Raw genomic sequence first — 24467 nt, forward strand, 5'->3', positions numbered from 1 at the left:
CCGTGAAAACCCAAGGCTTTGTACGTGATTTCGCACGCCGTTCCGTACAGCGGCCGTGGCGGCTGGCCGCCGAGGCGTCCGCACTGCTGATCGCGGCGGTCGTCGCATTCCCCCTCTACTGGATGGCGCTCAGCGCCTTCAAGCCCGCCGGGGAGATCGAGTCGACCGAGCCGCGGCCCTGGACGCTGGACCCGACGCTCGATTCCTTCCGACGGGTCTTCGGGCAGCAGGAATTCGGCCGGTACTTCCTCAACAGCCTCGTCGTGGCGGTCACGGTGGTGGCCGTCTCGGCGCTCATCGCGTTTCTCGCGGCGACCGCCGTGACACGATTCCGCTTCCGGTTCCGCACCACTCTGCTGATCATGTTCCTGATCGCGCAGATGGTGCCCGTCGAGGCCCTGACGATCCCCCTCTTCTTCCAGATGCGGGACTTCGGGCAGCTCAACACGCTGGGCGCGCTGATCCTGCCGCACATCGCCTTCTCGCTGCCCTTCGCGATCTGGATGCTGCGCGGCTTTGTGAAGGCCGTCCCGGAGGCGCTGGAGGAGGCCGCGTACATCGACGGGGCGAGCAGGACGCGGTTCCTGTGGCAGATCCTTTTCCCGCTGGTCTTTCCCGGGCTCGTCGCCACCAGCGTGTTCTCGTTCATCTCCGCGTGGAACGACTTCCTCTTCGCCAAGTCCTTCATCATCAGCGACACTTCGCAGTCCACGCTGCCGATGGCCCTCCTTGTCTTCTACAAGCCCGACGACCCCGACTGGGGCGGTGTGATGGCCGCGTCCACGGTGATGACCATTCCGGTACTGATCTTCTTCGTACTCGTACAGCGGCGGCTGGTCTCCGGACTGGGCGGCGCGGTGAAGGACTGAGACATGACCACCACGGAACTGATTCCCGGGCCGCGTTCCACGTCTGCCTGGGGCGAGGGCGTTTTCCCCCTCGACGAGGAGACGACCCTCGTGGCGGGGCCGGGGACCGACGGCACGGCACGCTGGCTGCGCGCGGTGCTCGTTGCCGCCACGGGGCTTCCCCTGCGTGAAGGCGAACCCGGGCCGTCCGGGCACGCGGCGGAGAACTCCGTCGAACTGCGCCTCGACCCGCAACTGCCGCCCGAGGGCTACCGGATCACGGTCCGTGACCGGCGGGCCCTCGTCACCGGGGGCGGCCCGGCCGGGGTGTTCTGGGGCGCCCAGACGCTACGGCAGCTGCTGGGCCCCGACGCCTTCCGGCGCGCCCCTCTGAGGCGCACCGGCTGGGCCTTGCCGGAAACCGAGATCCAGGACGCCCCGCGATTCGCCTGGCGCGGCCTCATGCTCGACGTCTCACGGCACTTCATGCCCAAGGACGGTGTCCTGCGCTATCTCGACCTGATGGCGGCACACAAGCTGAACGTCTTCCACTTCCACCTCACCGACGACCAGGGCTGGCGTATCGAGATCAAGCGGTACCCGAAGCTCACGGAGACCGGATCGTGGCGGGCGCGCACCAAATTCGGCCATCGCGCCTCGCCCCTCTGGGAGGACAAGCCGCACGGGGGCTTCTACACCCAGGACGACATCCGCGAGATCGTCGCGTACGCCACCGAGCGGCATATCGCCGTCGTCCCCGAAATCGACATCCCGGGGCACTCGCAGGCCGCCATCGCCGCATATCCGGAACTCGGCAACACCGACGTCATCGACACGACCTCCCTCTCCGTCTGGGACACCTGGGGCGTCTCCAAAAACGTACTCGCCCCCACTGACAACGTCCTTCGCTTCTACGAGGGCGTCTTCGAGGAAGTCCTCGACCTGTTCCCCGCGGACGCGGTCGGCTTCTCGGAGTTCATCCACGTCGGCGGCGACGAGTGCGCCAAGGACCAGTGGGAGGCGTCACCGACCGCGAAGGCGCGGATCGTGGACCTCGGGCTCGCGGACGTGGACGAACTCCAGTCGTGGTTCATCCGGCACTTCGACAACTGGCTGACCGCGCGCGGGCGCAGGCTGATCGGCTGGGACGAGATCCTGGAGGGCGGCCTCGCCCCGGGCGCCGCCGTGTCCTCGTGGCGCGGCTACCGCGGCGGCATCACGGCGGCGCGGGCGGGCCACGACGTCGTCATGTGCCCCGAGCAGCAGGTCTACTTGGACCACCGTCAGCACGCCGGCCCCGACGAGCCGGTGCCGATCGGCTTCGTACGCACCCTTGAGGACGTCTACCGCTTCGAGCCCGTTCCACCGGAGTTGACCTCCGATCAGGCGCGGCACGTCCTGGGCACCCAGGCCAACCTGTGGACCGAGGTGATGGAGGACCGCACACGCGTGGACTACCAGGCGTTCCCCCGGCTCGCGGCCTTCGCCGAGGTCGCCTGGAGCGCCCTGCCGGACCCCGCGGAGCGCGACTTCGCCGACTTCGAGCGGCGGATGACCGCCCACTACGGGCGACTTGACGCCCTCGGAGTCTCCTACCGGCCGCCCACCGGGCCGTTGCCGTGGCAGCAGCGTCCAGGAGTGCTCGGACGCCCGATCGAGGGAGCGCCCCCGAACGTGTGAGGTGCCTCCCAAGGGGTGTCGTCCGAAGCGGTTGCCCTGGGACGGTGACCCTCAAGGAGAAAGGCCCCCAAGGGCCATCGAAGGATGCCAATTCGCGCTGACGGGCGATGTGGTGCGAAAACGGACCATCCGCTGGTGGCGGTAGGAATGCCTCCTAGCGGACCCCCGCGCCGAGGGGCGGGGAAGATGTGCCAGAGTTGCCACGTCCGCCCTGTCAGCACGTACCGTACGGCAACACAGGTGGGACCAGGTGGGGCAGCGGGAAGGGGCAGCCGGTTTGACCACGCACGCACCGCAGGCGGCGCAGGCCGTGACGCTGCCCGCCTCGCTGGACGAGGCCGTGGCGGCTCTCGCAGCCATGCCCGCGGCCGTTCCCGTGGCCGGCGGCACCGACCTCATGGCCTCCGTCAACTCCGGGCAGCTGCGGCCCGCCGCGCTCGTCGGCCTCGGCCGGATCAGCGAGATCCGCGGCTGGCAGTACCAGGACGGCCACGCGCTCCTCGGCGCGGGCCTCACGCACGCCCGCATGGGACGCCCCGACTTCGCCGCCCTCATCCCCGCCCTCGCGGCCGCCGCGAGGGCCGCGGGACCGCCGCAGATCCGCAACGCGGGCACCCTCGGCGGCAACATCGCCTCGGCGTCCCCCACGGGCGACGCGCTTCCCGTGCTCGCCGCACTGGAGGCGACGCTCATCATCGCGGGCCCGGGCGGCGCCCGCCGTGAGATCCCCGTCTCCCACCTGCTCGCGGGCATGGAGATGCTCCGCGGCGGCGAACTCATCGGGTACGTGCGCGTGCCGCTCCTGCACGCCCCGCAGGTCTTCCTGAAGGCCACCGGACGGACCGGGCCCGGGCGCGCGATCGCGTCCGTCGCGCTCGTCCTCGACCCCGCCCGGCGCGGAGTGCGGTGCGCCGTGGGCGCCATAGCGCCGATGCCGCTGCGCCCCCTGGACGCCGAGCAGTGGGTCGCCTCGCTGATCGACTGGGACAACAACCGCGCGATCGTGCCCGAGGCGCTGAACGCCTTCGGGGAGTACGTCGCCGCGGCCTGCATCCCGGACCCCGCGCCCGCCGAGGACGGCTCCGCCCAGCAACTGCCACCCGCCGTACTGCACCTGCGGCGCACCGTCGCCGCGCTGGCCCGACGAGCACTGGGGAGGGCACTTTCGTGACCGACGACCAGCACGGAGAGAGCGGGCCCCGGTCGGGCAGCCGCTGGGATCCGCTGCCCCAGGGCGACTACGACGACGGCGCCACCGCCTTCGTGAAGCTCCCCGAAGGGGGCATCGACGCCCTCCTGGCGGACTCGCCGCTCGCCGCGCCCGGCCACGGCTACGTACCGCCGCCGATAACGCCCACGCCCGCCGCGGACGACGGGACCGACCCGGCCGCGCCCGGCTCCTGGGCCCCGCAGCCCGAGGGCGGGCAGCCGCAGTCCGTGCAGTGGCCCGACCCCAACGCCCTGCCCGAGGAGCACCGGCAGGGCGCCCAGGACGCCTTCGCGTACAACCCGGGGGCCACAGGCCAGTGGACCTTCGACGAGCCCGCACAGGGCGGCCAGGGCGGTCAGGGAGACCCGGGCGCGCCCGGCCAGGACGTGACCGGACAGTGGTCCATTCCCGTCGCCGACGGTGATCTGCCCGACGAGTCCGGCGAGTTCACGACGTCGGCCCTGGTCGAGCAGTGGGGCGGGACCCCTCCGGCCACCCTGCCGGGCGGAGCGGCGGCGCCCTGGGCCAACGAGCCCTGGGCCCAGCAGCCGGGTCCCGAACAGCAGTCGCCCGCCGAGGAGGCCGTGGCCCACGCCGAGCACGGCACCGCCGGGCCCACCGCCGCGGAGATCGAGGCCGCCGAGATCATCGACGTCTCCGGAGAGCACGCCGATGAGATCGCCGTCTCCGTGGACCGCGAAGAATCGATGCGCGAAGGCACTATGCGCGAGGAGCCGGGTGAGGCACCGGCCGGTCACGGCCCCCCGGAACGGGCCGACGAACCGGCCTCCGAGCCCGGGGCGCACTCTCCGGAGGAGCCCGCCGAGTCTCCTGCCGACGCCGCCGAGGGGCCCGAGGCCGACGACACTCCGGGTACGCCCGCGCACAACGACCACCCCCTGGCCTCGTACGTCCTGCGGGTGAACGGCGTCGAACGGCCCGTGACGGACGCCTGGATCGGCGAATCGCTGCTCTACGTACTGCGTGAGCGGCTCGGCCTCGCCGGCGCCAAGGACGGCTGCTCGCAGGGCGAGTGCGGGGCCTGCAACGTGCAGGTGGACGGCCGGCTCGTGGCGTCCTGCCTGGTGCCCGCCGTGACCGCCGCCGGGAGCGAGGTGCGCACCGTCGAGGGCCTCGCCGCCGACGGGCAGCCCTCCGACGTCCAGCGGGCGCTCGCCAAGTGCGGCGCCGTGCAGTGCGGATTCTGCGTCCCGGGCATGGCGATGACCGTGCACGACCTCCTGGAGGGCAACCCGGCGCCGACCGAGCTGGAGACGCGCCAGGCCCTGTGCGGCAACCTGTGCCGCTGCTCCGGCTACCGCGGCGTCCTGAACGCCGTACGCGAGGTCGTCACCGAGCGAGAGGCCCACGCGGCCGCGGACAGCGCCGCGGACTCCGCAGACGCCCGAATCCCGCACCAGGCGGGCCCCGGCGCCGGCGGCGTCAACCCGTCCGCGTTCGAGTCCCCACAGCCGCACGAGCAGCCGTACGGCCAGGACGGAGGCCAGGCGTGAGCAACGACACCGCCACCGCGACCACCGCGGAGCCCGGCACTGCCCCGGAGCCGCTGCCCCACGGCCTCGGCGTGTCCCTGCCGACCGCGGAGGCCCGCGCCAAGACCGAGGGCACCTTCCCGTACGCGGCCGACCTGTGGGCCGAGGGCCTCCTGTGGGCGGCCGTCCTCAGATCGCCGCACCCGCACGCGCGCATCCTGTCCATCGACACCACCCACGCGCGCGAGATGCCCGGTGTACGGGCCGTCATCACTCACGAGGACGTGCCCGGCAGCGCGCTGCACGGCCGCGGCAGAGCCGACCGCCCGGTGTTCGCCTCCGAGGTCGTACGCCACCACGGGGAGCCCATCGCGGCCGTCGCCGCCGACCACCCCGACACCGCCCGCATGGCCGCGGCCGCCATCATCGTCGAGTACGAGGCACTCGACCCGGTGACCGACCCGGAGCAGGCGTTCGAGGCCGAACCCCTGCACCCCGACGGCAACCTGATCCGCCACATCCCGCTGCGCCACGGCGACCCGGACGCGGCCGGCGAGATCGTCGTCGAGGGCCTGTACCGCATCGGCCGCCAGGACCCGGCCCCGATCGGCGCGGAGGCCGGCCTCGCCGTGCCCCGCCCCGACGGCGGGGTCGAGCTCTACGTGGCGTCCACCGACCCGCACGCCGACCGCGACACGGCCGCCGCCTGCTACGGCCTGGAACCCGAGCGCGTGAAGGTCGTGGTCACCGGAGTGCCCGGCGCCACCGCCGACCGCGAGGACCAGAGCTTCCAGCTCGCCCTCGGACTGCTTGCCATGAAGACCGGATGTCCGGTCAAACTCACCGCGACGCGCGAAGAGTCCTTCCTGGGGCACGCCCACCGGCACCCGACGCTCCTGCGCTACCGGCACCACGCCGACGCCGAGGGCAAGCTGGTCAAGGTCGAGGCGCAGATCCTGCTCGACGCGGGCGCGTACGCCGACACGTCGTCCGAGGCCCTCGCCGCCGCCGTCTCCTTCGCCTGCGGCCCCTACGTCGTTCCGAACGCCTTCATCGAGGGCTGGGCCGTCCGCACCAACAACCCGCCCTCCGGGCACGTACGCGGCGAGGGCGCCATGCAGGTGTGCGCCGCCTACGAGGCCCAGATGGACAAGCTCGCGAAGAAACTGGGCGTCGACCCGGCCGAACTGCGCTTGCAGAACGCGATGGCCACGGGGGACGTGCTCCCCACCGGCCAGACCGTGACATGCCCCGCCCCGGTCGCCGAACTGCTGCAGGCCGTGCAGGACTTCCCGCTGCCCGCCCTCCCGAAGGACACGCCCGAGGAGGAGTGGCTGCTGCCCGGCGGACCCGAGGGCGCCGGCGAACCCGGTGCCGTACGGCGTGGCGTCGGCTACGCCCTGGGCATGGTCCACATGCTCGGCGCCGAGGGCGCGGACGAGGTCTCGACCGCCACCGTGAAGGTCCACGACGGCATCGCCACCGTGCTCTGCGCGGCCGTGGAGACCGGCCAGGGCTTCACCACGCTGGCCCGGCAGATCGTCCAGGAGACGCTCGGCATCGAAGAGGTGCACGTCGCCTCCGTGGACACCGATCAGCCCCCCGCGGGGCCCAGCTGCCGCGGCCGTCACACCTGGGTGTCCGGCGGCGCGGTCGAACGGGCCGCCAAGATGGTCCGTACGCAGCTGCTGCAGCCCCTGGCCCACAAGTTCGGGATGTCCACCGAGCTCCTCCAGATCACCGACGGCAAGATCACCTCGTACGACGGTGTGCTGTCGACCACCGTCACAGAGGCCATGGACGGCAAGGAGCTGTGGGCCACCGCGCAGTGCCGCCCGCACCCCACCGAACCGCTCGACGGCACCGGCCAGGGCGACGCCTTCGTGGGGCTCGCCTTCTGCGCGGTCCGCGCGGTCGTCGACGTCGACATCGAGCTGGGCTCGGTGCGGGTCGTGGAGATGGCGCTCGCCCAGGACGTCGGGCGAGTGCTGAACCCTGCGCAGCTCGCCTCCCGGATCGAGGCCGGTGTCACCCAGGGCATCGGCGTCGCCCTCACCGAGAACCTGCGCACCGCGCGCGGGCTGGTGCGCCACCCCGACCTCACGGGGTACTCGCTGCCGACCGCCCTCGACACCCCCGACATCCGCATCGTCAAGCTCGTCGAGGAGCGTGACGTGGTCGCGCCGTTCGGCGCGAAGGCCGTCAGCGCGGTGCCGGTGGTCACGTCCCCGGCCGCGGTCGCCTCCGCGGTACGGGCGGCCACGGGGCGCCCGGTGAACCGGCTGCCGATAAGGCCACAGGCCGCCGTGGTGACGGCGACGCAGTGACCCCTCCCGATCCGCCGCGCTACGAACCGGGCCCCGGCGTCGGGAAGCTGATGCTGTGGGTGCTGCTGTTCGTGCTGGCGGCGGTGGTGGTCGTCGCGGGCGGCGTGTACTTCGGCTGAGGCCGGATCCGGCCGAGCGCTGCCGGGAATCCGCTGGTCACGGCGGTGCCGGGGCGTTGTCAGTGGTGCCGCGTAATGTTCTGGGCAGTGGGGAGGACCGCTGGGCGGCGGGGCATCTTCCACGGGTGTTTCATGGGTTTTCCGTGGCTCTGCCCACGGGCTCCATTCATGGGTTTCCGTGGTTCTCCCGAGCGTGCCGCCCGGTCCGGTCCTGCCGGGGGACTGTGAACAACCATGCGCGGGGGAACGATGGGCACGACGGACGCCGGCATCAAGACGATCACCCTGACCGAGGACGAACTGGACCGGTACGTCACGCACGCGGCGACGCGGCGCTGGCTGGCGGGCCCCGGACTGCCGGGCGACGGCGGCCTGTTGACCTTCGAGGCGCTGCGCGCGGACGGCCCCCGCACGGTGGCGGACTCGACCGGGGACCCGGACCTGCTCGCGGAGGACCTGCGGGACCAGCTGGTGATAGGCGCGCTGCGTGGCCCCGCCGACGCCGAGACGGAGTCGGTCCTGCTCGACGGAGCGACGGGCGAGGTCTCCACCACGTACTTCTTCCACGACCGCCCCGACCTGATGGACCGTCGCCCGCTCGCACCCTCGCTCCAGGCGCTGACGGAGTTCGTGGCGGCGACGGAGGAGATGGCGGCCAGACGCGGCCGGTTCGCCTCCTACGAGGGCCGGTTCGGGCCGAAGGCCGTGGCCGCGATGTCACGCCAGCTGCTCGCGGTGTTCGAGGAGGGCACCGGCGGCGAGGTCCCGCCGTTCTGGCGGATGGCGGCGCTGATCCGCCCGCTGGCCCTCGTCGCGGGCCCGCCCGCCGACGAGACGCTGACCCTGGACCTGCCCGACCGGCTGCTGGACCAGGAGTTCGGCCAGGGCCGGGTCGTGCGCTTCGAGGACGTCGACTTCCCGGCGGCCCTGGCGCACGAGCCGACCCGCCGCTTCCTGCGCGACACGGGCCTGCCGGAGGACGGCTTCCTCTTCCAGCTGGACACGGACGTGCCGCTGCCGACCCTCTCCGAGTACTACGAGGACGAGCGCCCGGGCGAGTACACCGCCGCCGAACTCCCCGACGGATCGGACCACTTGATACGCCTCGGTCACCTCATCGAGGACAACAGCCTGGTCGTGGACGGCTCGACGGGCGCGGTCCTCAACTGGAGCGAGCCCGAGGCCACCCTGTACGCCCTCAACACGGACGTCTCCACACTGGCCTTCACCCTCTGGCTGCTCCACCGCGAGAAGGCCATCGACGGGACCCTGTCCCACGAACTGACCACGGAGGCCTACGACCAGCTCGCCACGACGATGACGCAGACCCTGTCGATGGTCGACCCCACGGGCTCCGCCTCCCAGGCGGACTGGCACTACTGGACGGAACTGTTCCAGGACGAGGCGGGCGGGGTGCTGTGAGCCCCTTCCGTGCACGGAGGCACGGCCCCGCCTGAGCCGGCGGCGTACGGGAGCCCGGGCCGATTGAGTACGGCCGCCGCACACGCGTCGGGGCCGACCGCCTGACAGCGGCCGACCCCGACACCGAACAGAGGCCGTGGCGGGAATTGAACCCACGTGCCTCGCTTTGCAGGCGAGTCCCTAAGCCACTCGGGCACACGGCCAAGCTTGAGTCCGGTGTTCCGGCGTTCGGTCACCCGGTGTTCCGGACTCGTTGTGTCGACCGTACGGCGCTGTCGGCAGGGGGCTCAAGGGACCGGGCGGGGCTGCAACGGGACTGCCACACGGCGTTCATGAAAGGGGGCGGGGAGGGGGCTGAGGGAGGGGCGGGCGAGGGTGGTCGTACGACCAAGGTCCCGGGGCAGGTCCCGTCTCTCGACAGGGGTCAATGTCAGTGGTGCCCCTTACGCTGGCGGGCATGACCACCCTGGAACCGAGCGACACGGGCGTCGCTGAGACACCGGCCGACCTGGCTGTCCCGCCCGGCACGGCCGTCCCCGCGGCACCGGCCGTACACATCCCGGCGACCGAAGCCGGCGAGGGCGAGGGCGTCCTCGGGCGGGCTCACCGGGCGCTCAGTATCGGGATCGTGTCCGTCGTGCTGCTGATCGCCTTCGAGGCGACCGCGGTGGGAACGGCCATGCCGGTGGCGGCGCGGGAGCTGGGCGGGGTCTCGCTGTACGCGTTCGCGTTCTCCGGGTACTTCACGACGAGCCTGTTCGGAATGGTGCTGGCCGGGCAGTGGTCGGACCGTACGGGCCCGCTGGGGTCGCTGACGGCGGGGATCGGGGCGTTCGCGGCGGGGCTGCTGCTGTCGGGGACGGCCGGGGTGATGTGGCTGTTCATCCTCGGGCGGGCCGTGCAGGGGCTCGGCGGCGGCCTGGTGATCGTCGCGCTGTACGTGGTCGTGGGGCGGGCCTATCCGGAGCGGTTGCGGCCGTCGATCATGGCGGCGTTCGCGGCGAGCTGGGTGATCCCGTCCGTGGTCGGGCCGCTCGCCTCCGGCGCGGTGACCGAACACCTCGGCTGGCGCTGGGTGTTCGTCGGGATACCGGTCCTCGTCGTCCTGCCGCTGGCGTTCGCGCTGCCGCAGATACGGCGGCGGGCGTCCGGCCCGGCCGGGGGCACCGTGGCCGCGCGCTTCGACCGGCGGCGCATCCGGCTGGCGCTGGGCATCTCGCTGGGCGCCGGGCTGCTGCAGTACGGGGCGCAGGACCTGAGGTGGCTGTCGGTGGTCCCGGCCGTGGCGGGGGTCGCCCTGCTGATCCCGGCGGTGCTCGGGCTGCTGCCCAGAGGGACCTACCTGGCGGCGCGCGGGCTGCCGTCCGTCGTGCTGCTGCGCGGGATCGCCGCCGGGTCCTTCATCGCGGCCGAGTCCTTCGTGCCGCTGATGCTGGTCACCGAGCGGGGGCTGTCGCCGACGCTGGCCGGATTCTCACTGGCGGCGGGCGGGGGCACCTGGGCGCTGGGTTCCTTCGTGCAGTCCAGGGCGCGCGTGGAACCGTACCGGGACCGGCTGATGATGCTGGGCATGGTCCTGACCGCGGCCGCCATCGCCGCAGCGCCGAGCGTGCTGATCGACGGGGTGCCGGTGTGGACGGTGGCGGTGGCCTGGGCCTTCGGCTGCTTCGGCATGGGCCTGGTGATCTCCTCCACCAGCGTCCTGCTGCTCCACCTCTCCGCCCCCGAGGAGGCCGGCAGCAATTCCGCCGCCCTCCAGATATCCGACGGCCTCTCGAACGTCCTCCTCCTCGCCGCGGGCGGCGCGGCCTTCGCGGCCCTGGGTGGCGGCACGGTCACCCATGCCGCCACAAACGCCTCCGGCGGCCATCCGGCCGCCTTCGCGGCGGTGTTCCTGCCGATGGCCGGGGTCGCATTGGTGGGGGCCTGGGTGACCACGCGGCTGCGGATCGACTCCCGCTGATCGCGGGGGCGTCGCGCAATCGGCCGGGGCGCCGCGGAGTTGCCGGACCCGGCGAGTCTCGCCCCCCGCCGACGAGAACAAGCCGGATCCACCCGACGCTGTTCTCTGTGACGTGAGTCCCATCCAAGGGTGACCCCGCGTCGTCCGCGCGTTGACGCGGTCGGGGCGCCGGTAGGGTGGCCCGGTTGTCATACGCAGCCGATGCCAGCCATAAGCCGAGCCGCCCAACCACCCCACGGAGACCGTGACTACCACCGCCGCCAGTGCCATCTCCTCGCACCACCTGTCACCCGCGTTTCCCGGGCGCGCCCCTTGGGGCACCGCCAGCAAGCTGCGTGCCTGGCAGCAAGGTGCGATGGAGAAGTACATCCAGGAGCAGCCGCGTGACTTTCTCGCCGTCGCCACACCCGGGGCCGGCAAGACGACCTTCGCGCTGACGCTCGCCTCGTGGCTGCTGCACCACCATGTGGTGCAGCAGGTGACCGTGGTCGCGCCGACCGAGCATCTGAAGAAGCAGTGGGCGGAGGCGGCCGCACGGATAGGGATCAAGCTGGATCCCGAGTACAGCGCGGGGCCGCTCAGCAAGGAGTACCAGGGCGTCGCGGTCACGTACGCCGGTGTCGGCGTGCGGCACATGCTGCACCGCAACCGCGTCGAGCAGCGCAAGACCCTGGTGATCCTCGACGAGATCCACCACGCCGGTGACAGCAAGTCCTGGGGTGAGGCCTGCCTCGAGGCCTTCGAGCCCGCCACCCGCCGGCTCGCGCTCACCGGTACGCCCTTCCGGTCCGACACCAACCCCATCCCCTTCGTCACGTACGAGGAGGGGAACGACGGGATCCGGCGGTCCGCCGCCGACTACACCTACGGATACGGCAGCGCGCTGGGCGACGGCGTCGTGCGGCCCGTCATCTTCCTCTCCTACAGCGGCAACATGCGGTGGCGTACGAAGGCGGGGGACGAGATCGCCGCCCGGCTCGGCGAGCCGATGACCAAGGACGCCGTCTCGCAGGCCTGGCGCACCGCCCTCGACCCGCGCGGCGAGTGGATGCCGAGCGTGCTGCGCGCCGCCGACCAGCGGCTCACGGAGGTCAGGAAGGGCATCCCGGACGCCGGCGCCCTCGTCATCGCCTCCGACCAGGAATCCGCCCGCGCCTACGCCAAGCTCATCCGTGACATCACCGGCAGCAAGGCCACCCTCGTCCTCTCCGACGACACGGGCGCGTCCAACCGCATCGACGAGTTCAGCCACAGCGACGACCGCTGGATGGTCGCCGTCCGCATGGTGTCCGAGGGCGTCGACGTGCCCCGGCTGGCGGTGGGCGTGTACGCGACCACCATCTCCACGCCGCTCTTCTTCGCCCAGGCCGTCGGCCGTTTCGTACGGTCCAGGCGGCGCGGCGAGACCGCCTCCGTCTTCCTGCCGACGGTCCCCGACCTCCTCACCTTCGCCAACGAGATGGAGGTCGAGCGCGACCACGCCCTCGACAAGCCCAAGAAGGAGGGCGAGGAGGACCCGTACGCCGAATCCGAGAAGGAGATGGAGGAGGCGAACCGGGAGGAAGACGAGGACACCGGGGAGCAGGAGCAGTTCTCCTTCGAGGCCCTCGAGTCCGAGGCCACCTTCGACCGGGTGCTCTACGACGGCGCCGAGTTCGGTATGCAGGCCCACCCGGGCAGCGCCGAGGAGCAGGACTACCTCGGTATTCCGGGGCTCCTCGAACCCGACCAGGTCCAGCTGCTGCTCCAGAAGCGGCAGGCCCGGCAGATCGCGCACAGCCGCAAGAAGCCGGACGACGAGGCAGATCTTCTCGAACTCCCCGCCGAGCGGCGGCCCGTGGTCTCCCACAAGGAGATGCTGGAGCTCAGGAAGCAGCTCAACACGATGGTCGGCGCGTACGTCCACCAGAGCGGCAAGCCGCACGGTGTGATCCACACCGAGCTGCGCCGGGTGTGCGGCGGGCCGCCGAGCGCGGAGGCGACGGCCGGGCAGCTGCGTCAGCGGATCGCCAAGGTGCAGGAGTGGGCCACCCGTATGCGGTGACCACGCTCCCGCCCGCCCCACCCGCCCCGGTACGTCCACGTGAGCGCCGGTGTCGTCATGACACCGGCGCTCACGCGTGTGCGCGCTCTGTGCAAGGGTCGTGCACGCCGAGTGGTGTGCGCCGGATATATCAGGTCGAAAGTGAACCTAACTCCGGGTAACCGAACCCGGTCCGTACCTGCGAACGCCCGGATTCTGGACGGAGACTTCCGCTGAGCGAACCAGCTCGCTACTGTCCCGCTACGCACACGCCCCGTGGCAGCGCCGCCGCGGAGCGCAGCCGGTGCCCGCCCGGGAGATCCCGGGACGCTGCCGACCGGCGGCCTCTGACGCGCGTCGCCGATGGGACCGGTGACGTATCCGCCGCGTAGGGGGCCGTCGACTCTCACCACTAAGGAGTGGGCGTCGTGACCGCGGAAACCTCCCAGACGCTCGACCGGGGACTCCGTGTCCTCAAACTGCTCGCCGACACCGACCACGGTCTGACCGTCACCGAGCTGTCCAACAAACTCGGAGTCAACCGGACCGTTGTGTACCGCTTGCTCGCCACGCTGGAACAGCACGCCCTCGTACGCCGTGACCTGGGCGGCCGTGCCCGCGTCGGGCTCGGTGTGCTGCGGCTCGGGCGGCAGGTGCATCCGCTGGTCCGCGAGGCCGCGCTGCCCGCGTTGCGCTCGCTCGCCGAGGACATAGGGGCGACCGCCCATCTCACGCTGGTCGACGGTGCGGAGGCGCTCGCCGTCGCCGTGGTCGAGCCGACGTGGACCGACTACCACGTTGCCTATCGCGCCGGGTTCCGTCATCCGCTCGACCGGGGGGCCGCCGGCAAGGCGATCCTCTCCGCGCGGGCCGCTTCCGCGGAGGAGCCGGGCTACACCCTCACTCACGGGGAGCTGGAGGCGGGCGCCAGTGGGGCGGCCGCGCCGCTGCTCGGGGTGACCGGGGTGGAGGGGAGCGTGGGGGTGGTCATGCTTGCCGATGCTGTGCCTGAGCGGGTGGGGCCGCGTGTCGTTGACGCGGCCAAGGAAGTGGCTGAGGCCTTGCGGTGATCTTGGTCCGGAGGGCTCGGAAGGTGCGGACTGATGGCTGAGGGCTGGGGGCTGGGGGTGCCGTGGGGGAGGTTGTACGTCGTCCGCGGGGTGGTGGGGGCTGGTCGCGCAGTTCCCCGCGCCCCTGAAGATGCGCAGTTCCCCGCGCCCCTGAAACCGCGCGGCTCCCCGCGTCCCTGAAAAGCGCGCGGCCCCGGCGCCCTGACGGCGCGCGGCCCCGGCGCCCTGACGGCGCGCGGCCCCGGCGCCCTGACGGCGCGCGGCCCCGGCGCCCCTGACGGCGCGCGGCCCCGGCGCCCCTGACGGCGCGCGGCTCCCCGCAGTCCAGCCCCTGTGGTGATCCCGTGGGTGGGCCCCGGCCGGAATTCGCCCTCGCGTTAGATTGATCCCGTGCTCTCTCGCCTCACGCGCCCCCGGGCCGTCGCCGTCTGCGCCCTTCCCGTCGTGGCCCTGCTCGCCACGGCGGTGTTCGCGCCGTTGCCCTTCTCGGTGGCCCAGCCCGGGATGACGGCGAACGTCCTCGGCGAGAACAAGGGCGACCCGGTCATCACGATCACCGGCGCGGACACCCACAAGACGCGCGGCGAGCTGCGGATGACGACCATCGAGGCGACGGGCCCCGACCAGGACGTGAGCCTGGGTGACGTGCTCGACGGCTGGTTCCGTACGGACCAGGCGATCATGCCGCGCGACTCCGTGTACCCGAGCGGCGACAGTGTGAAGGAGATCGAGGAGCACAACGCCGAGGAGATGAAGAAGTCCCAGGACACCGCCACCGAGGCCGCCCTGAACCACCTCGGTGAGAACTCCGGCGACATCAAGGTCACCCTGAGGCTCGCCGATGTCGGCGGCCCCAGCGCCGGGCTCCTCTTCTCCCTCGGCATCGTCGACAAGCTGGACGGCGACGGCAGCGGCGGCGACCTCACGGGCGGCCGGGTCATCGCGGGCACGGGGACGATCGACGCCGACGGGAAGGTCGGCCCGGTCGGCGGCGTCGCCCTCAAGACGCAGGCCGCCCGCCGCGACGGCGCCACGGTCTTCCTGGTCCCGAAGGCGGAGTGCTCGGACGCGAAGACGGACCTCCCGAAGGGGCTCCGCCTCATCCCGGTGACCACTCTGAAGGGCGCGGTCAGTGCCCTGGTGGCCCTGGAGAAGGACCAGGGCTCGGTACCGAGCTGCTAGCGGAAACTCGGTACCGAGCTGCTAGCGGAACCGGACCGCCCCCTGAGGCAGCGTCCAGCCTCCGCTCAGCCCTCCTTCACGAACCCCTCGTCCTTCATCCAGTCCAGCGCGACCGAGTGCGGGTCCTCCCCGTCCACGTCCACCCGCGCGTTCAACTCCTGTGCCACGTCGTTGTCCAGGCGCTTGGTGATCGGGTCGAGCACCTCCGCGATCGCCGGATACTTCTTCAGCGCCTTGGAGTTGATCTCCGGAGCCACGTTGTAGTTGGGGAAGAACTTCTTGTCGTCCGCCATCACGACCAGGTTCATCGACTTGATGCGCCCGTCGGTGGTGAAGACCTCCCCGTACGTGCAACTCCCCTTCGCCGCCTGGGTGTAGATGATCCCCGTGTCCATCTGCGTGATGTTCCCGGCGGGCAGCTTGATGCCGTACGCCTTCTCCATGCCCGGCAGCCCGTCGGCCCGGTTGGCGAACTCGCTCTCCACGCAGAGCGTGACCGCCTTCGGATCGGACTTCGACAGCGCTGCCACGTCGGAGAGGGTCTTCGTGCCGTACTTCTTGAAGTTGGCCTGGTTCATGGCGAGGGCGTAGGTGTTGTTCAGCGCCGACGGCGGCAGCCAGGTCAGCCCGTTCTTCAGGTCGGCCTCGCGCACGGCCTCCCACTGCTTGCGCGGATCGGTGATGGGCCCGCTGTTGCCCTGGTACGTGATCCAGGCGGTGCCCGTGTACTCGTACATGCCGTCCGCGTCCCCGCTCTTGACGGCCTCGCGGGCGCCGATGGAGCCCTGGATGCCCGTGCGGTCCAGTACGTCCGCGCCGGCCGCCTGGAAGGCGATGCCCATGATCGCGCCGAGGATCAGCTGCTCGGTGAACTCCTTGGACGTCACGGTGAGGTCGGTGCCCTTGAGCGGCTGTCCCTGCCCGATCGAGCCGGGCTCCACGTCGTCGACCATGGGCGAGCCGCTGGTCAGTCCGCACCCGGCCGAGGCCGCCAGCATCGCCCCGGCGGCCACCAGCCCCGTACGCCGTCTCATGTCCCCGCCTCCAACCCGCGCGGGCTGAGCAGCAGTTCGGCCAGCGAGGCCAGCCAGTCCACCAGCAGCGCGAGGGCCACGGTCAGGATCGAGCCGAGCACCAGCACCGGCATCCGCTGGTTGGTGATCCCGGTAGTGATCAGTACGCCGAGACCGCCGCCCCCGCCGAAGGTGGCGAGGGTCGACGTGCCCACGTTCAGGACGAGCGCGGTTCGGACACCGGCGAGGATCAGCGGTACGGCGAGGGGCAGTTCGACGCGGGCCAGCACTCCCGCGGGCGACATTCCGATACCCCGGGCGGCCTCCAGCAGCGTCGGATCGTTCGCCTTGAGCCCGGCGATCGTGTTCGACAGGACCGGCAGGACGGCGTACGCGATGATGCCGATCAGGGCCGCCTTCTGCCCGATGCCCAGCCAGATCACGAGCAGCGCCAGCAGGCCGATGGCAGGGGTCGCCTGCCCCATGTTGGCGACGGACATGGCGACCGGGGTCGCCTGCCGGAATGCCCTGCGCGTCAGCAGGATGCCCAGCGGAATCGCGATGATCAGCACGAAGAACGTGGAGATCACGGTCAGTTCGATGCTCTGCCGCAGTGCCTTCCACACCTGGCCGCCCGACAGCGCGTTCTCCGAGAGCGGGTCCAGGTCCGCCTGCCGGAACCAGAGCCAGGTGGTGAGCAGCACGACGGTGAGCACGGCCGGCAGCAGGGTCAGCTTCTGCCAGGTCACCCGGGAGGCACGGGACTTGCCGGGCGGGGGAGCCTTCGTCTCCTCGAACCCGGAGTCCGGCCCGGCGCCCTCGCCGTTGGGGTCCGCCTCGGTGTCGTGGTCGGTCTCCGGGGCCCTCACGCCTTCGCCTCCCCGCCGGCACCGGCGGTACCGATGACGCCTTCCTGCTCGTGGTGGGTCTGCTCGGCGCGCGTCTCCTCCAGTTCGTGCTGGTGCTCCATCGCGTCGAGCCGGTCGGCCTCCAGCAGTTCGTGCACGGAGTTCATCAGCGTCTCCATGTCCACGACGCCCGTGTACTCCCCGCGCCGCCCCGTCACCACGACCCGCCCCGCATTGTCGATGAGCACGGCCTCCAGCGCGTCCCGCAGCGTCGCGTCCCGGGTCACCGTGTCGTGCACCAGCGTGCCCGCCCGGGCCAGCGAGCCCTTGGCCCGCATCAGGTCCCCGCGCCGCAGCCACTTGTAGGGCCGCCCGCGCCGGTCGAGCAGCAGGATCTCGTTCGTGCCGCTCGACCGGAGCTTGTTGAAGATCTCCTGGAGCGGATCGTCGACGGTCACCGTCGGATAGCCGGTGATCTCCACGTCCCGTACGCGAGACAGGTTGAGCCGCTTCAACGCGGCCCCCGCGCCCACGAACCCGGACACGAAGTCGTCGGCGGGGTTGGTGAGGATCGCCTCCGGGGTGTCGAACTGGGCGATGTGCGACCGCTCCCGCAGCACGGCGATCCGGTCGCCCAGCTTGATCGCCTCGTCGAAGTCGTGGGTGACGAAGACGATGGTCTTGTGCAGCTCGTGCTGCAGCCGGATCAGCTCGTCCTGGAGGTGGTCGCGGGTGATGGGGTCCACGGCCCCGAAGGGCTCGTCCATCAACAGCACGGGCGGATCGGCGGCCAACGCCCGTGCCACGCCCACCCGTTGCTGCTGCCCGCCGGACAGCTGCCGCGGATAGCGCCCGTGGAACTCGCCCGGGTCGAGACCGACCAGGTCCAGCATCTCCTCGACCCGGGCGCTGATCCGTGCCTTCGGCCACCCCACCATCCTCGGTACGAGGGCGATGTTCTGGGCGACCGTCATGTGCGGGAAGAGCCCGGAGGCCTGGATCGCGTACCCGATCTTGCGGCGCAGCTTCACGGGATCCATGTGGGTGACGTCCTCGCCACCGATCCTGATGCGCCCGCCCGTGGGCTCGATCAGCCGGTTGATCATCTTCAGGGTGGTGGACTTCCCGCACCCCGAAGGCCCCACGAAGACGACGAGCTCACCGGCGTTGATCTCCATGTTGACGCTGTCGACGGCGGGGTCGGAGCTCCCCGGGTACTGCTTGGTGAGGTTCTCGAGCTCGATTGTGGCGCCGGTGGTGGCGTTCGCGCCGGTGGTCGCGGCGGGCACCGCAGCAGCGGCGGCGCTGGTGGTCGGCTCAGGCACGGATCCCCCTGGGAATGGTCAGCCGCCCGATGAGGACGTACGCGGCGTCGAACAGCAGGGCCAGGACGATGATCCCGAGCGTGCCCGCGAGCACCTGGTTGAGCGCGTTCTTGCTGCCCAGGGAGGCGATACCGCGGAAGATCTCATTGCCGAGACCCGGCCCCGAGGCATAGGCGGCGATGGCGGCGATCCCCATCAGCATCTGTGTGGAGACCCGGATCCCGGTCAGGATCGGCGGCCAGGCGAGCGGCAGTTCGACCCGCAGGAGCCGGGCGAGCCGCGACATCCCGATGCCGGTGGCCGCGTCGACGAGCGAGGGATCGACTCCGCGCAGCCCCACGATCGAGTTGCGCACGATCGGCAGCAGCCCGTACAGGGTCAGCGCGATCACCGTGGGCGGAACCCCCAGCCCCACGATCGGGATGAGCAGACCGATCATGGCGAGCGAGGGAATGGTCAGCAGGGTCGCCGTCGTGGTCGTGGCCAGATTCCCGGCCCACTCGCTCCGATAGGTGACGACACCGACCACCACACCGATCACCGTGGCGACGACCATGCACTGGAAGACGGCGCTGGCGTGCTGGTAGGCGTCGGCGAGAAGCTGTTGATGGCGACTGCCCAGGTACTCCCAGAAGCTCACCCGCTTTTCACCCCTGTCGCCTCAGCCGTCACTGTCGCCTCAGTCGTCGTCCTCCGCGGCCTGCTCCACCAGCGGGATGATCCGCAGCGGCACGGGGTTCTCCATGACGATCGCCGTGGAGGCCCGGACGATGCCATCAAAACCGACAACCCGGTCGATCACCCGCTGAAGATCGGCGTTGGACCGCGCCACGAGCCGGCACAGCATGTCCCCGCCGCCCGTCGTCGTGTGCAGCTCCAGCACCTCGGGCACGGTCGTCAAGTGCGCCCGTACGTCCGCCCCTTGCCCCTGCCGGATCTGCAGCGTCGCGAAGGCGGTGACGGGATATCCGAGGGCCGCGGGATCGACCTGCGGCCCGAACCCCCGGATGACTCCATTGGACTGAAGCCGGTCGAGCCGCGCCTGCACGGTCCCGCGCGCGACCCCGAGCCGCCGGGACATCTCCAGCACACCGATGCGCGGCTCCCGCGCGAGCAGCACCAGCAGCCGCCCGTCCAGATGATCGATCGCCATGAACGCCTCCGCGGTGGTCATCCTGTACACAAAGCCCGGACATGCAGGCTTTTCACTGAACATATTGCCCAGTGGATTCGCAAACTATTGCGCACCTTGCAGAACGGAGAGAGCCTGCGGCCATGACTCAGACCACCCACACCACCCCGGACACCGCGCGGCAGGCAGACCCCTTCCCGGTCAAGGGAATGGACGCGGTCGTCTTCGCCGTGGGCAACGCCAAGCAGGCGGCGCACTACTACTCCACCGCCTTCGGCATGAAGCTGGTCGCCTACTCCGGACCGGAGAACGGCAGCCGCGAGACCGCGAGCTACGTCCTGGAGAACGGCTCAGCCCGCTTCGTCCTCACCTCCGTCATCAAGGCCGCCACCCCCTGGGGCCACTTCCTGGCCGAGCACGTGGCGGAGCACGGTGACGGCGTGGTCGACCTCGCCATCGAGGTCCCGGACGCCCGCGCCGCGTACGCCTACGCCGTCGAGCACGGCGCCCGCCCGGTCACCGAGCCCTACGAGCTGAAGGACGAGCACGGCACCGTCGTACTCGCCGCCATCGCCACGTACGGCAAGACCCGCCACACCCTGGTCGAGCGCACGGGCTACGACGGCCCCTACCTCCCCGGGTTCACGGCCGCGGACCCGATCGTCCAGCCGCCCGCCCACCGCACCTTCCAGGCCATCGACCACTGCGTCGGCAACGTCGAACTCGGCCGCATGAACGAGTGGGTCGCCTTCTACAACAAGGTCATGGGCTTCACGAACATGAAGGAGTTCGTGGGCGACGACATCGCGACCGAGTACAGCGCCCTGATGTCGAAGGTCGTCGCCGACGGCACGCTCAAGGTCAAGTTCCCGATCAACGAGCCCGCCATCGCCAAGAAGAAGTCCCAGATCGACGAGTACCTGGAGTTCTACGGCGGCGCCGGCGTCCAGCACATCGCCCTCAACACGAACGACATCGTGGAGACCGTACGGACCATGCGCGCGGCCGGCGTGCGGTTCCTCGACACCCCGGACTCCTACTACGACACCCTCGGCGAGTGGGTCGGCGACACCCGCGTACCCGTCGACACCCTGCGCGAACTGAAGATCCTGGCCGACCGCGACGAGGACGGCTACCTGCTGCAGATCTTCACCAAGCCGGTCCAGGACCGCCCGACGGTCTTCTTCGAGATCATCGAACGCCACGGTTCGATGGGCTTCGGCAAGGGCAACTTCAAGGCCCTCTTCCAGGCGATCGAACGGGAGCAGGAGAAGCGCGGCAACCTGTAAGCACCGCAGCCTGCAAGGCCGTTGGGGCACTGGGCGCTGTCACACCGGGCCCAGTGCCCCCAGCGCCTCCTTCGCCGCCGGAACGCCCAGCGGCGAGAAGTACGGACTGATCCGCAGCGCCTCCTCAAGATGGCGGCGCGCGGGTCCCTCCAGCTTCGACTGCCGCTCGATCATGCCCCGGTGGTACGCGTAGGGCGCGCTGCGGACCGCACCCACGTGCTCCTTGTCGGTGGCCTTCGTGGCGAAGACGAGCGCGTCCTCGTGCTGCCCCGCGCGATGCAGCGCCCACCCCAGCGCATCCGCGACCGCCGCGGAGGGATGCCGCTCCCACTCGTCCCGCAGCAGCCGCACAGCGGCCTTCGGGTCACCGTGGTCCGCCTCGAAGAGACCCGCCACGAGATCGGTGTTCACCCCACCGGCGGCGCCCTCGCGCACCCGCTCCCGCACCACGTCGTACTGGGCCCGCGCCTCGTCGCCCAGCCCCAGGGACTCGTACAACTCGCCCAGCTCCCACGCGTACCGGGGCAGCGCCCGCTTCTCCGACGCGGCCCGGTACGCGCGTACGGCCTCCGAGGTCCGGCCAAGGGCGGCCAGCGCCCTGCCCTGCCCCGCGAGCGCGGCGTGCCCGTCGGGATCGGCCCGCACCGCGGCCTCGAAGGCGCGCAGCGACTCGGCGGGCTCCCCGCGCTCCCAGGCCAGCTCCCCGGCCCCGACGAGACAGTCCGCCCGCTCGGCCGGAGCGGAGGCGAGCGCCACCGCGTCCCAGAGCGCGGCGGCGGCGTCCTCGCGGAGCCCCTGGTCCCGGTACACGAGAGCGGCCCGCGTCAGCACCCGTGCCCTCGGCGCCGCGGCTCCCTTCGGCAGCCGGACGAGCCTGGCCAGCGCCTTGTCCGCGGCCTTGAACTCCCCGAGCCCCCGGTACGCGTCGATCAACGCCGGATAGGCCGTCCACCGCTTCGGCGAGGCGGCCACCGAGGCCTCGCCCCACTTCCGCGCCGCCCGGAAGTCGTGCCGGGCGTTGGCGAGCGCGGCGAGACCGTCGAGCGCCTCCACGTTCTTCTTCGGCTTCGCCCGCAACGACGTACGCAGCGCCTTCTCGGCCTTCGGGTAGAACCGCGCCTCGCCGGTCCGCTCGCCCCGCTCCGCATACGCCGCGCCGAGCACCGCCCACGACCGCACATCACCCGGATGGGCCCGCAGATGCGCCTCGCGGTCCCCGATCAGGGCGACCAGATCGGGCAGTGAGGCGGGCGCCCCGGCCCCGACGGCGGTCTCGGCCCGAGCCACCGGACCGGGTGCGGGCGGCGGCCCGTCCCGCTCGGGGGGCGCCACCATCAGCACACCGCCCAGCACGGCACACCCCGCCACGGCACCGACGAGCGCCCACCCCTTGGCCGAACCCGGACCACCCGAGGGACGGCCCGCCGGGCCACCCGCCGGACCGTCCGCCGAACCCGAGGCCAGCTCTTTTCCCATGCCGCTCTCCATGCCGCTCACTGTGCGCCAATACGAAGAGCACACCCGGCCACCACCCCGGCGCGGAAAGCCCCTCGCGGGCGGGGTTCACACCGATGGCCCCGAGTGCGACGCTGTGATCATGAGCCGTATCGAAGCCCGTCCCGATGAAGACACCGTGGCACCGGGCAGCCTCGCCGAACGTCTCCTCGTGGGCCTGCCGGACGAGGCGGTCCTCACCGACCCGGACGTCACCAGCTCGTACGCCAACGACATGGCCAGCTTCTGCGAGGCCGGCACCCCCGCCGTCGTGGTGCTGCCGCGCACCGTCGAGCAGGTCCAGCACGTCATGCGCGTCGCGACCGAACTGCGCGTCCCGGTCGTCCCGCAGGGCGCCCGTACGGGCCTGTCGGGCGCCGCCAACGCCTCCGAGGGCTGCATCGTGCTGTCCCTCGTCAAGATGGACCGGATCCTGGAGATCAGCCCGGTCGACCGGATCGCGGTGGTGGAGCCGGGCGTCATCAACGCCACGCTCTCCCGCGCCGTCAACGAACACGGCCTCTACTACCCGCCGGACCCCTCCAGCTGGGAGATGTGCACGATCGGCGGCAACATCGGCACGGCGTCCGGCGGCCTGTGCTGTGTGAAGTACGGGGTGACGGCCGAGTACGTCCTCGGCCTGGACGTGGTTCTCGCCGACGGCCGCCTGATGTCCACCGGCCGCCGTACGGCGAAGGGCGTCGCCGGATACGACCTGACCCGCCTCCTCGTCGGCTCGGAGGGCTCGCTCGGCATCGTCGTACGGGCCACCCTCGCCCTGAAGCCGCAGCCGCCCCAACAGCTGGTGCTGGCCGCCGAGTTCGCCTCCGCCGCGGCAGCCTGCGACGCGGTCTGCCGGATCATGGAGGGCGGCCATGTGCCGTCCCTCCTCGAACTGATGGACCGTACGACGGTGAAGGCCGTCAACGACATGGCGAACATGGGCCTGCCGGAGTCCACCGAGGCCCTGCTCCTCGCCGCCTTCGACACCCTCGACCCGGCCGCCGACCTGACGGCCGTGGGCGCGCTCTGCGAGGCGGCCGGCGCCACACAGGTCGTACCGGCGGACGACGCGGCCGAGTCCGAACTGCTGCTCCAGGCCCGCCGGTTGTCCCTCACCGGCCTCGAAGCGGTCAAGGGCACGACGATGATCGACGACGTGTGCGTACCGCGCTCGAAGCTCGCCGAGATGCTCGAAGGGGTCGACCGGATCGCCGAGAAGTACCAGCTGACCATCGGCGTCGTCGCACACGCCGGAGACGGCAACACCCACCCGACCGTCTGCTTCGACGCGGGCGACCCCGACGAGTCCCGCCGCGCCCGCGAGTCCTTCGACGAGATCATGGCCCTCGGCCTGGAGCTCGGCGGCACGATCACCGGCGAGCACGGTGTGGGTGTCCTCAAGAAGGAGTGGCTGGCGCGCGAGATCGGCCCGGTGGGCGTGGAGATGCAGCGGGCGATCAAGACGGCGTTCGACCCGCTCGGCATCCTCAACCCCGGCAAGCTCTTCTGAGCCACCTCCTCCGCTTCTCGCGCCCCTCCGTCTCACTCCCCGTCCTTGGACTCGTCCGAGGGCCAGGGGTCGCGCAGCCAGAGATCGTCGGCCGGGGTGGGCGCGAGCAGCTCGGCGAGGCCGTCGTCGATACCGAGCTGTTCGGCCTCGGTACCCGGCGGCACCGCCCGCAGGGTGCGCTCCAGCCAGGCCGACACCTGCGCGGCGGGCGCTTCGAGGAGGGCGTCCCCGTCGGGTGAACTCAGCGCCATCAGGACGACGCTCCGTCCGGCGACCTTCGTCGGCCACACCCGCACATCCCCGTGCCCGCACGGCCGGAACACCCCCTCTACGAGCAGCTCGCGCGCGAACGTCCAGTTCACGGGGTGGTCCGAGCCGATGTGGAAGGCCATGTGGACGGCGTACGGATCGTCGGTGCGGTAGCTCAGCCGGGCCGGGACCGGGATGCTTCGCTCGGGGGACAGGACCAGTTTCAGTTCGAGCTCGCGCTCCACCACGGTGTTCATGTCGTGCGTT

General features: G+C 71.3%; 20 protein-coding genes and 1 tRNA gene. 13 read left to right on the forward strand and 8 right to left on the reverse strand.

What is annotated here, in order from left to right:
• Positions 1-2: 2 nt before the first annotated feature.
• From OG718_RS33365 to OG718_RS33395, 7 genes are all read left to right on the forward strand, one after another.
• Entirely contained in the window at positions 3-869 is an 867-nt protein-coding gene (locus tag OG718_RS33365; protein WP_143632671.1) for a carbohydrate ABC transporter permease, read from the forward strand.
• 3 nt (positions 870-872) lie between these two features.
• Positions 873-2528, forward strand: coding sequence for a beta-N-acetylhexosaminidase (locus tag OG718_RS33370; protein ID WP_328845909.1), 1656 nt, complete (start codon positions 873-875; stop codon positions 2526-2528).
• 277 nt (positions 2529-2805) lie between these two features.
• Positions 2806-3699 (forward strand): FAD binding domain-containing protein, encoded by an 894-nt coding sequence (locus OG718_RS33375; protein WP_143632667.1) that lies wholly within the window; start codon positions 2806-2808, stop codon positions 3697-3699.
• Positions 3696-5252, forward strand: coding sequence for a 2Fe-2S iron-sulfur cluster-binding protein (locus OG718_RS33380; protein ID WP_143632665.1), 1557 nt, complete (start codon positions 3696-3698; stop codon positions 5250-5252). Before OG718_RS33375 ends, OG718_RS33380 begins: the two co-directional genes overlap by 4 nt.
• Positions 5249-7558, forward strand: coding sequence for a xanthine dehydrogenase family protein molybdopterin-binding subunit (locus OG718_RS33385; RefSeq protein ID WP_328845910.1), 2310 nt, complete (start codon positions 5249-5251; stop codon positions 7556-7558). Before OG718_RS33380 ends, OG718_RS33385 begins: the two co-directional genes overlap by 4 nt.
• Positions 7555-7677 (forward strand): hypothetical protein, encoded by a 123-nt coding sequence (locus OG718_RS33390; RefSeq protein WP_328845911.1) that lies wholly within the window; start codon positions 7555-7557, stop codon positions 7675-7677. The genes OG718_RS33385 and OG718_RS33390 overlap by 4 nt, the downstream gene beginning before the upstream one ends.
• Before the next feature lie 249 nt (positions 7678-7926).
• Positions 7927-9099: an SUKH-4 family immunity protein gene (locus tag OG718_RS33395; protein WP_328847879.1), complete on the forward strand. Its 1173-nt coding sequence runs from the start codon at positions 7927-7929 to the stop codon at positions 9097-9099.
• Between the two features lie 131 nt (positions 9100-9230).
• Here OG718_RS33395 and OG718_RS33400 read toward each other — a convergent pair.
• Positions 9231-9302 (reverse strand) — tRNA-Cys (locus OG718_RS33400).
• Between the two features lie 254 nt (positions 9303-9556).
• Between OG718_RS33400 and OG718_RS33405 the strand changes: the two genes are divergently transcribed.
• From OG718_RS33405 to OG718_RS33420, 4 genes are all read left to right on the forward strand, one after another.
• Complete coding sequence (locus OG718_RS33405) at positions 9557-11062, forward strand: MFS transporter (protein WP_328845912.1); 1506 nt, start codon at positions 9557-9559, stop codon at positions 11060-11062.
• A 244-nt stretch (positions 11063-11306) separates the two neighbouring features.
• The gene (locus OG718_RS33410; protein WP_143632659.1) at positions 11307-13106 is read left to right on the forward strand and encodes a DEAD/DEAH box helicase; all 1800 of its coding nucleotides are present in this window, start codon (positions 11307-11309) and stop codon (positions 13104-13106) included.
• Between the two features lie 407 nt (positions 13107-13513).
• On the forward strand, positions 13514-14155 hold the full coding sequence (locus tag OG718_RS33415) for an IclR family transcriptional regulator (RefSeq protein WP_143632657.1): 642 nt from the start codon (positions 13514-13516) through the stop codon (positions 14153-14155).
• A gap of 390 nt (positions 14156-14545) precedes the next feature.
• Positions 14546-15337, forward strand: a complete 792-nt coding sequence (locus OG718_RS33420) for a YlbL family protein (protein ID WP_328845913.1) — start codon at positions 14546-14548, stop codon at positions 15335-15337.
• Between the two features lie 65 nt (positions 15338-15402).
• On the opposite strand, the gene OG718_RS33425 is transcribed toward OG718_RS33420, so the two are convergent.
• Genes OG718_RS33425 through OG718_RS33445 form a run of 5 tightly spaced genes read right to left on the reverse strand, consistent with a single transcriptional unit; the run spans position 15403 to position 19676 of the window.
• Positions 15403-16371, reverse strand: coding sequence for a glycine betaine ABC transporter substrate-binding protein (locus tag OG718_RS33425; protein WP_328845914.1), 969 nt, complete (start codon positions 16369-16371; stop codon positions 15403-15405).
• Positions 16368-17219, reverse strand: coding sequence for an ABC transporter permease (locus tag OG718_RS33430; RefSeq protein ID WP_328845915.1), 852 nt, complete (start codon positions 17217-17219; stop codon positions 16368-16370). Before OG718_RS33430 ends, OG718_RS33425 begins: the two co-directional genes overlap by 4 nt.
• Positions 17216-18487, reverse strand: coding sequence for a betaine/proline/choline family ABC transporter ATP-binding protein (locus tag OG718_RS33435; protein ID WP_143632999.1), 1272 nt, complete (start codon positions 18485-18487; stop codon positions 17216-17218). The genes OG718_RS33430 and OG718_RS33435 overlap by 4 nt, the downstream gene beginning before the upstream one ends.
• A 28-nt stretch (positions 18488-18515) precedes the next feature.
• The gene (locus OG718_RS33440) at positions 18516-19163 is read right to left on the reverse strand and encodes an ABC transporter permease (RefSeq protein ID WP_143632650.1); all 648 of its coding nucleotides are present in this window, start codon (positions 19161-19163) and stop codon (positions 18516-18518) included.
• Positions 19164-19202: 39 nt separating this feature from the next.
• Complete coding sequence (locus OG718_RS33445; RefSeq protein WP_143632997.1) at positions 19203-19676, reverse strand: Lrp/AsnC family transcriptional regulator; 474 nt, start codon at positions 19674-19676, stop codon at positions 19203-19205.
• Positions 19677-19798: 122 nt separating this feature from the next.
• Between OG718_RS33445 and hppD the strand changes: the two genes are divergently transcribed.
• Complete coding sequence (gene hppD / locus OG718_RS33450; protein ID WP_143632648.1) at positions 19799-20944, forward strand: 4-hydroxyphenylpyruvate dioxygenase; 1146 nt, start codon at positions 19799-19801, stop codon at positions 20942-20944.
• A 39-nt stretch (positions 20945-20983) separates the two neighbouring features.
• Here hppD and OG718_RS33455 read toward each other — a convergent pair whose 3' ends face one another.
• Entirely contained in the window at positions 20984-22420 is a 1437-nt protein-coding gene (locus OG718_RS33455; RefSeq protein ID WP_328845916.1) for a tetratricopeptide repeat protein, read from the reverse strand.
• 115 nt (positions 22421-22535) lie between these two features.
• Here OG718_RS33455 and OG718_RS33460 point away from each other — a divergent pair, with 115 nt between their 5' ends.
• Positions 22536-23951, forward strand: coding sequence for an FAD-binding oxidoreductase (locus OG718_RS33460; protein ID WP_143632993.1), 1416 nt, complete (start codon positions 22536-22538; stop codon positions 23949-23951).
• 32 nt (positions 23952-23983) lie between these two features.
• Here the strand turns inward: OG718_RS33460 and OG718_RS33465 are convergent, their stop codons facing one another.
• Positions 23984-24457, reverse strand: a complete 474-nt coding sequence (locus OG718_RS33465) for an SsgA family sporulation/cell division regulator (protein WP_143632646.1) — start codon at positions 24455-24457, stop codon at positions 23984-23986.
• Positions 24458-24467 lie beyond the last annotated feature (10 nt).

Source organism: Streptomyces sp. NBC_00258, from assembly GCF_036182465.1.
Classification (GTDB): Bacteria; Actinomycetota; Actinomycetes; order Streptomycetales; family Streptomycetaceae; genus Streptomyces.

Bases quoted from the DNA above. Each gene is read 5' to 3' on its own strand.
- OG718_RS33370 (WP_328845909.1), top strand. From the start codon at position 873: ATGACCACCACGGAACTGATTCCCGGGCCGCGTTCCACGTCTGCCTGG.
- OG718_RS33395 (WP_328847879.1), top strand. From the start codon at position 7,927: ATGGGCACGACGGACGCCGGCATCAAGACGATCACCCTGACCGAGGAC.
- OG718_RS33405 (WP_328845912.1), top strand. From the start codon at position 9,557: ATGACCACCCTGGAACCGAGCGACACGGGCGTCGCTGAGACACCGGCC.
- OG718_RS33425 (WP_328845914.1), bottom strand. From the start codon at position 16,371: ATGAGACGGCGTACGGGGCTGGTGGCCGCCGGGGCGATGCTGGCGGCC.
- OG718_RS33445 (WP_143632997.1), bottom strand. From the start codon at position 19,676: ATGGCGATCGATCATCTGGACGGGCGGCTGCTGGTGCTGCTCGCGCGG.
- hppD (WP_143632648.1), top strand. From the start codon at position 19,799: ATGACTCAGACCACCCACACCACCCCGGACACCGCGCGGCAGGCAGAC.
- OG718_RS33455 (WP_328845916.1), bottom strand. From the start codon at position 22,420: ATGGGAAAAGAGCTGGCCTCGGGTTCGGCGGACGGTCCGGCGGGTGGC.
- OG718_RS33465 (WP_143632646.1), bottom strand. From the start codon at position 24,457: ATGAACACCGTGGTGGAGCGCGAGCTCGAACTGAAACTGGTCCTGTCC.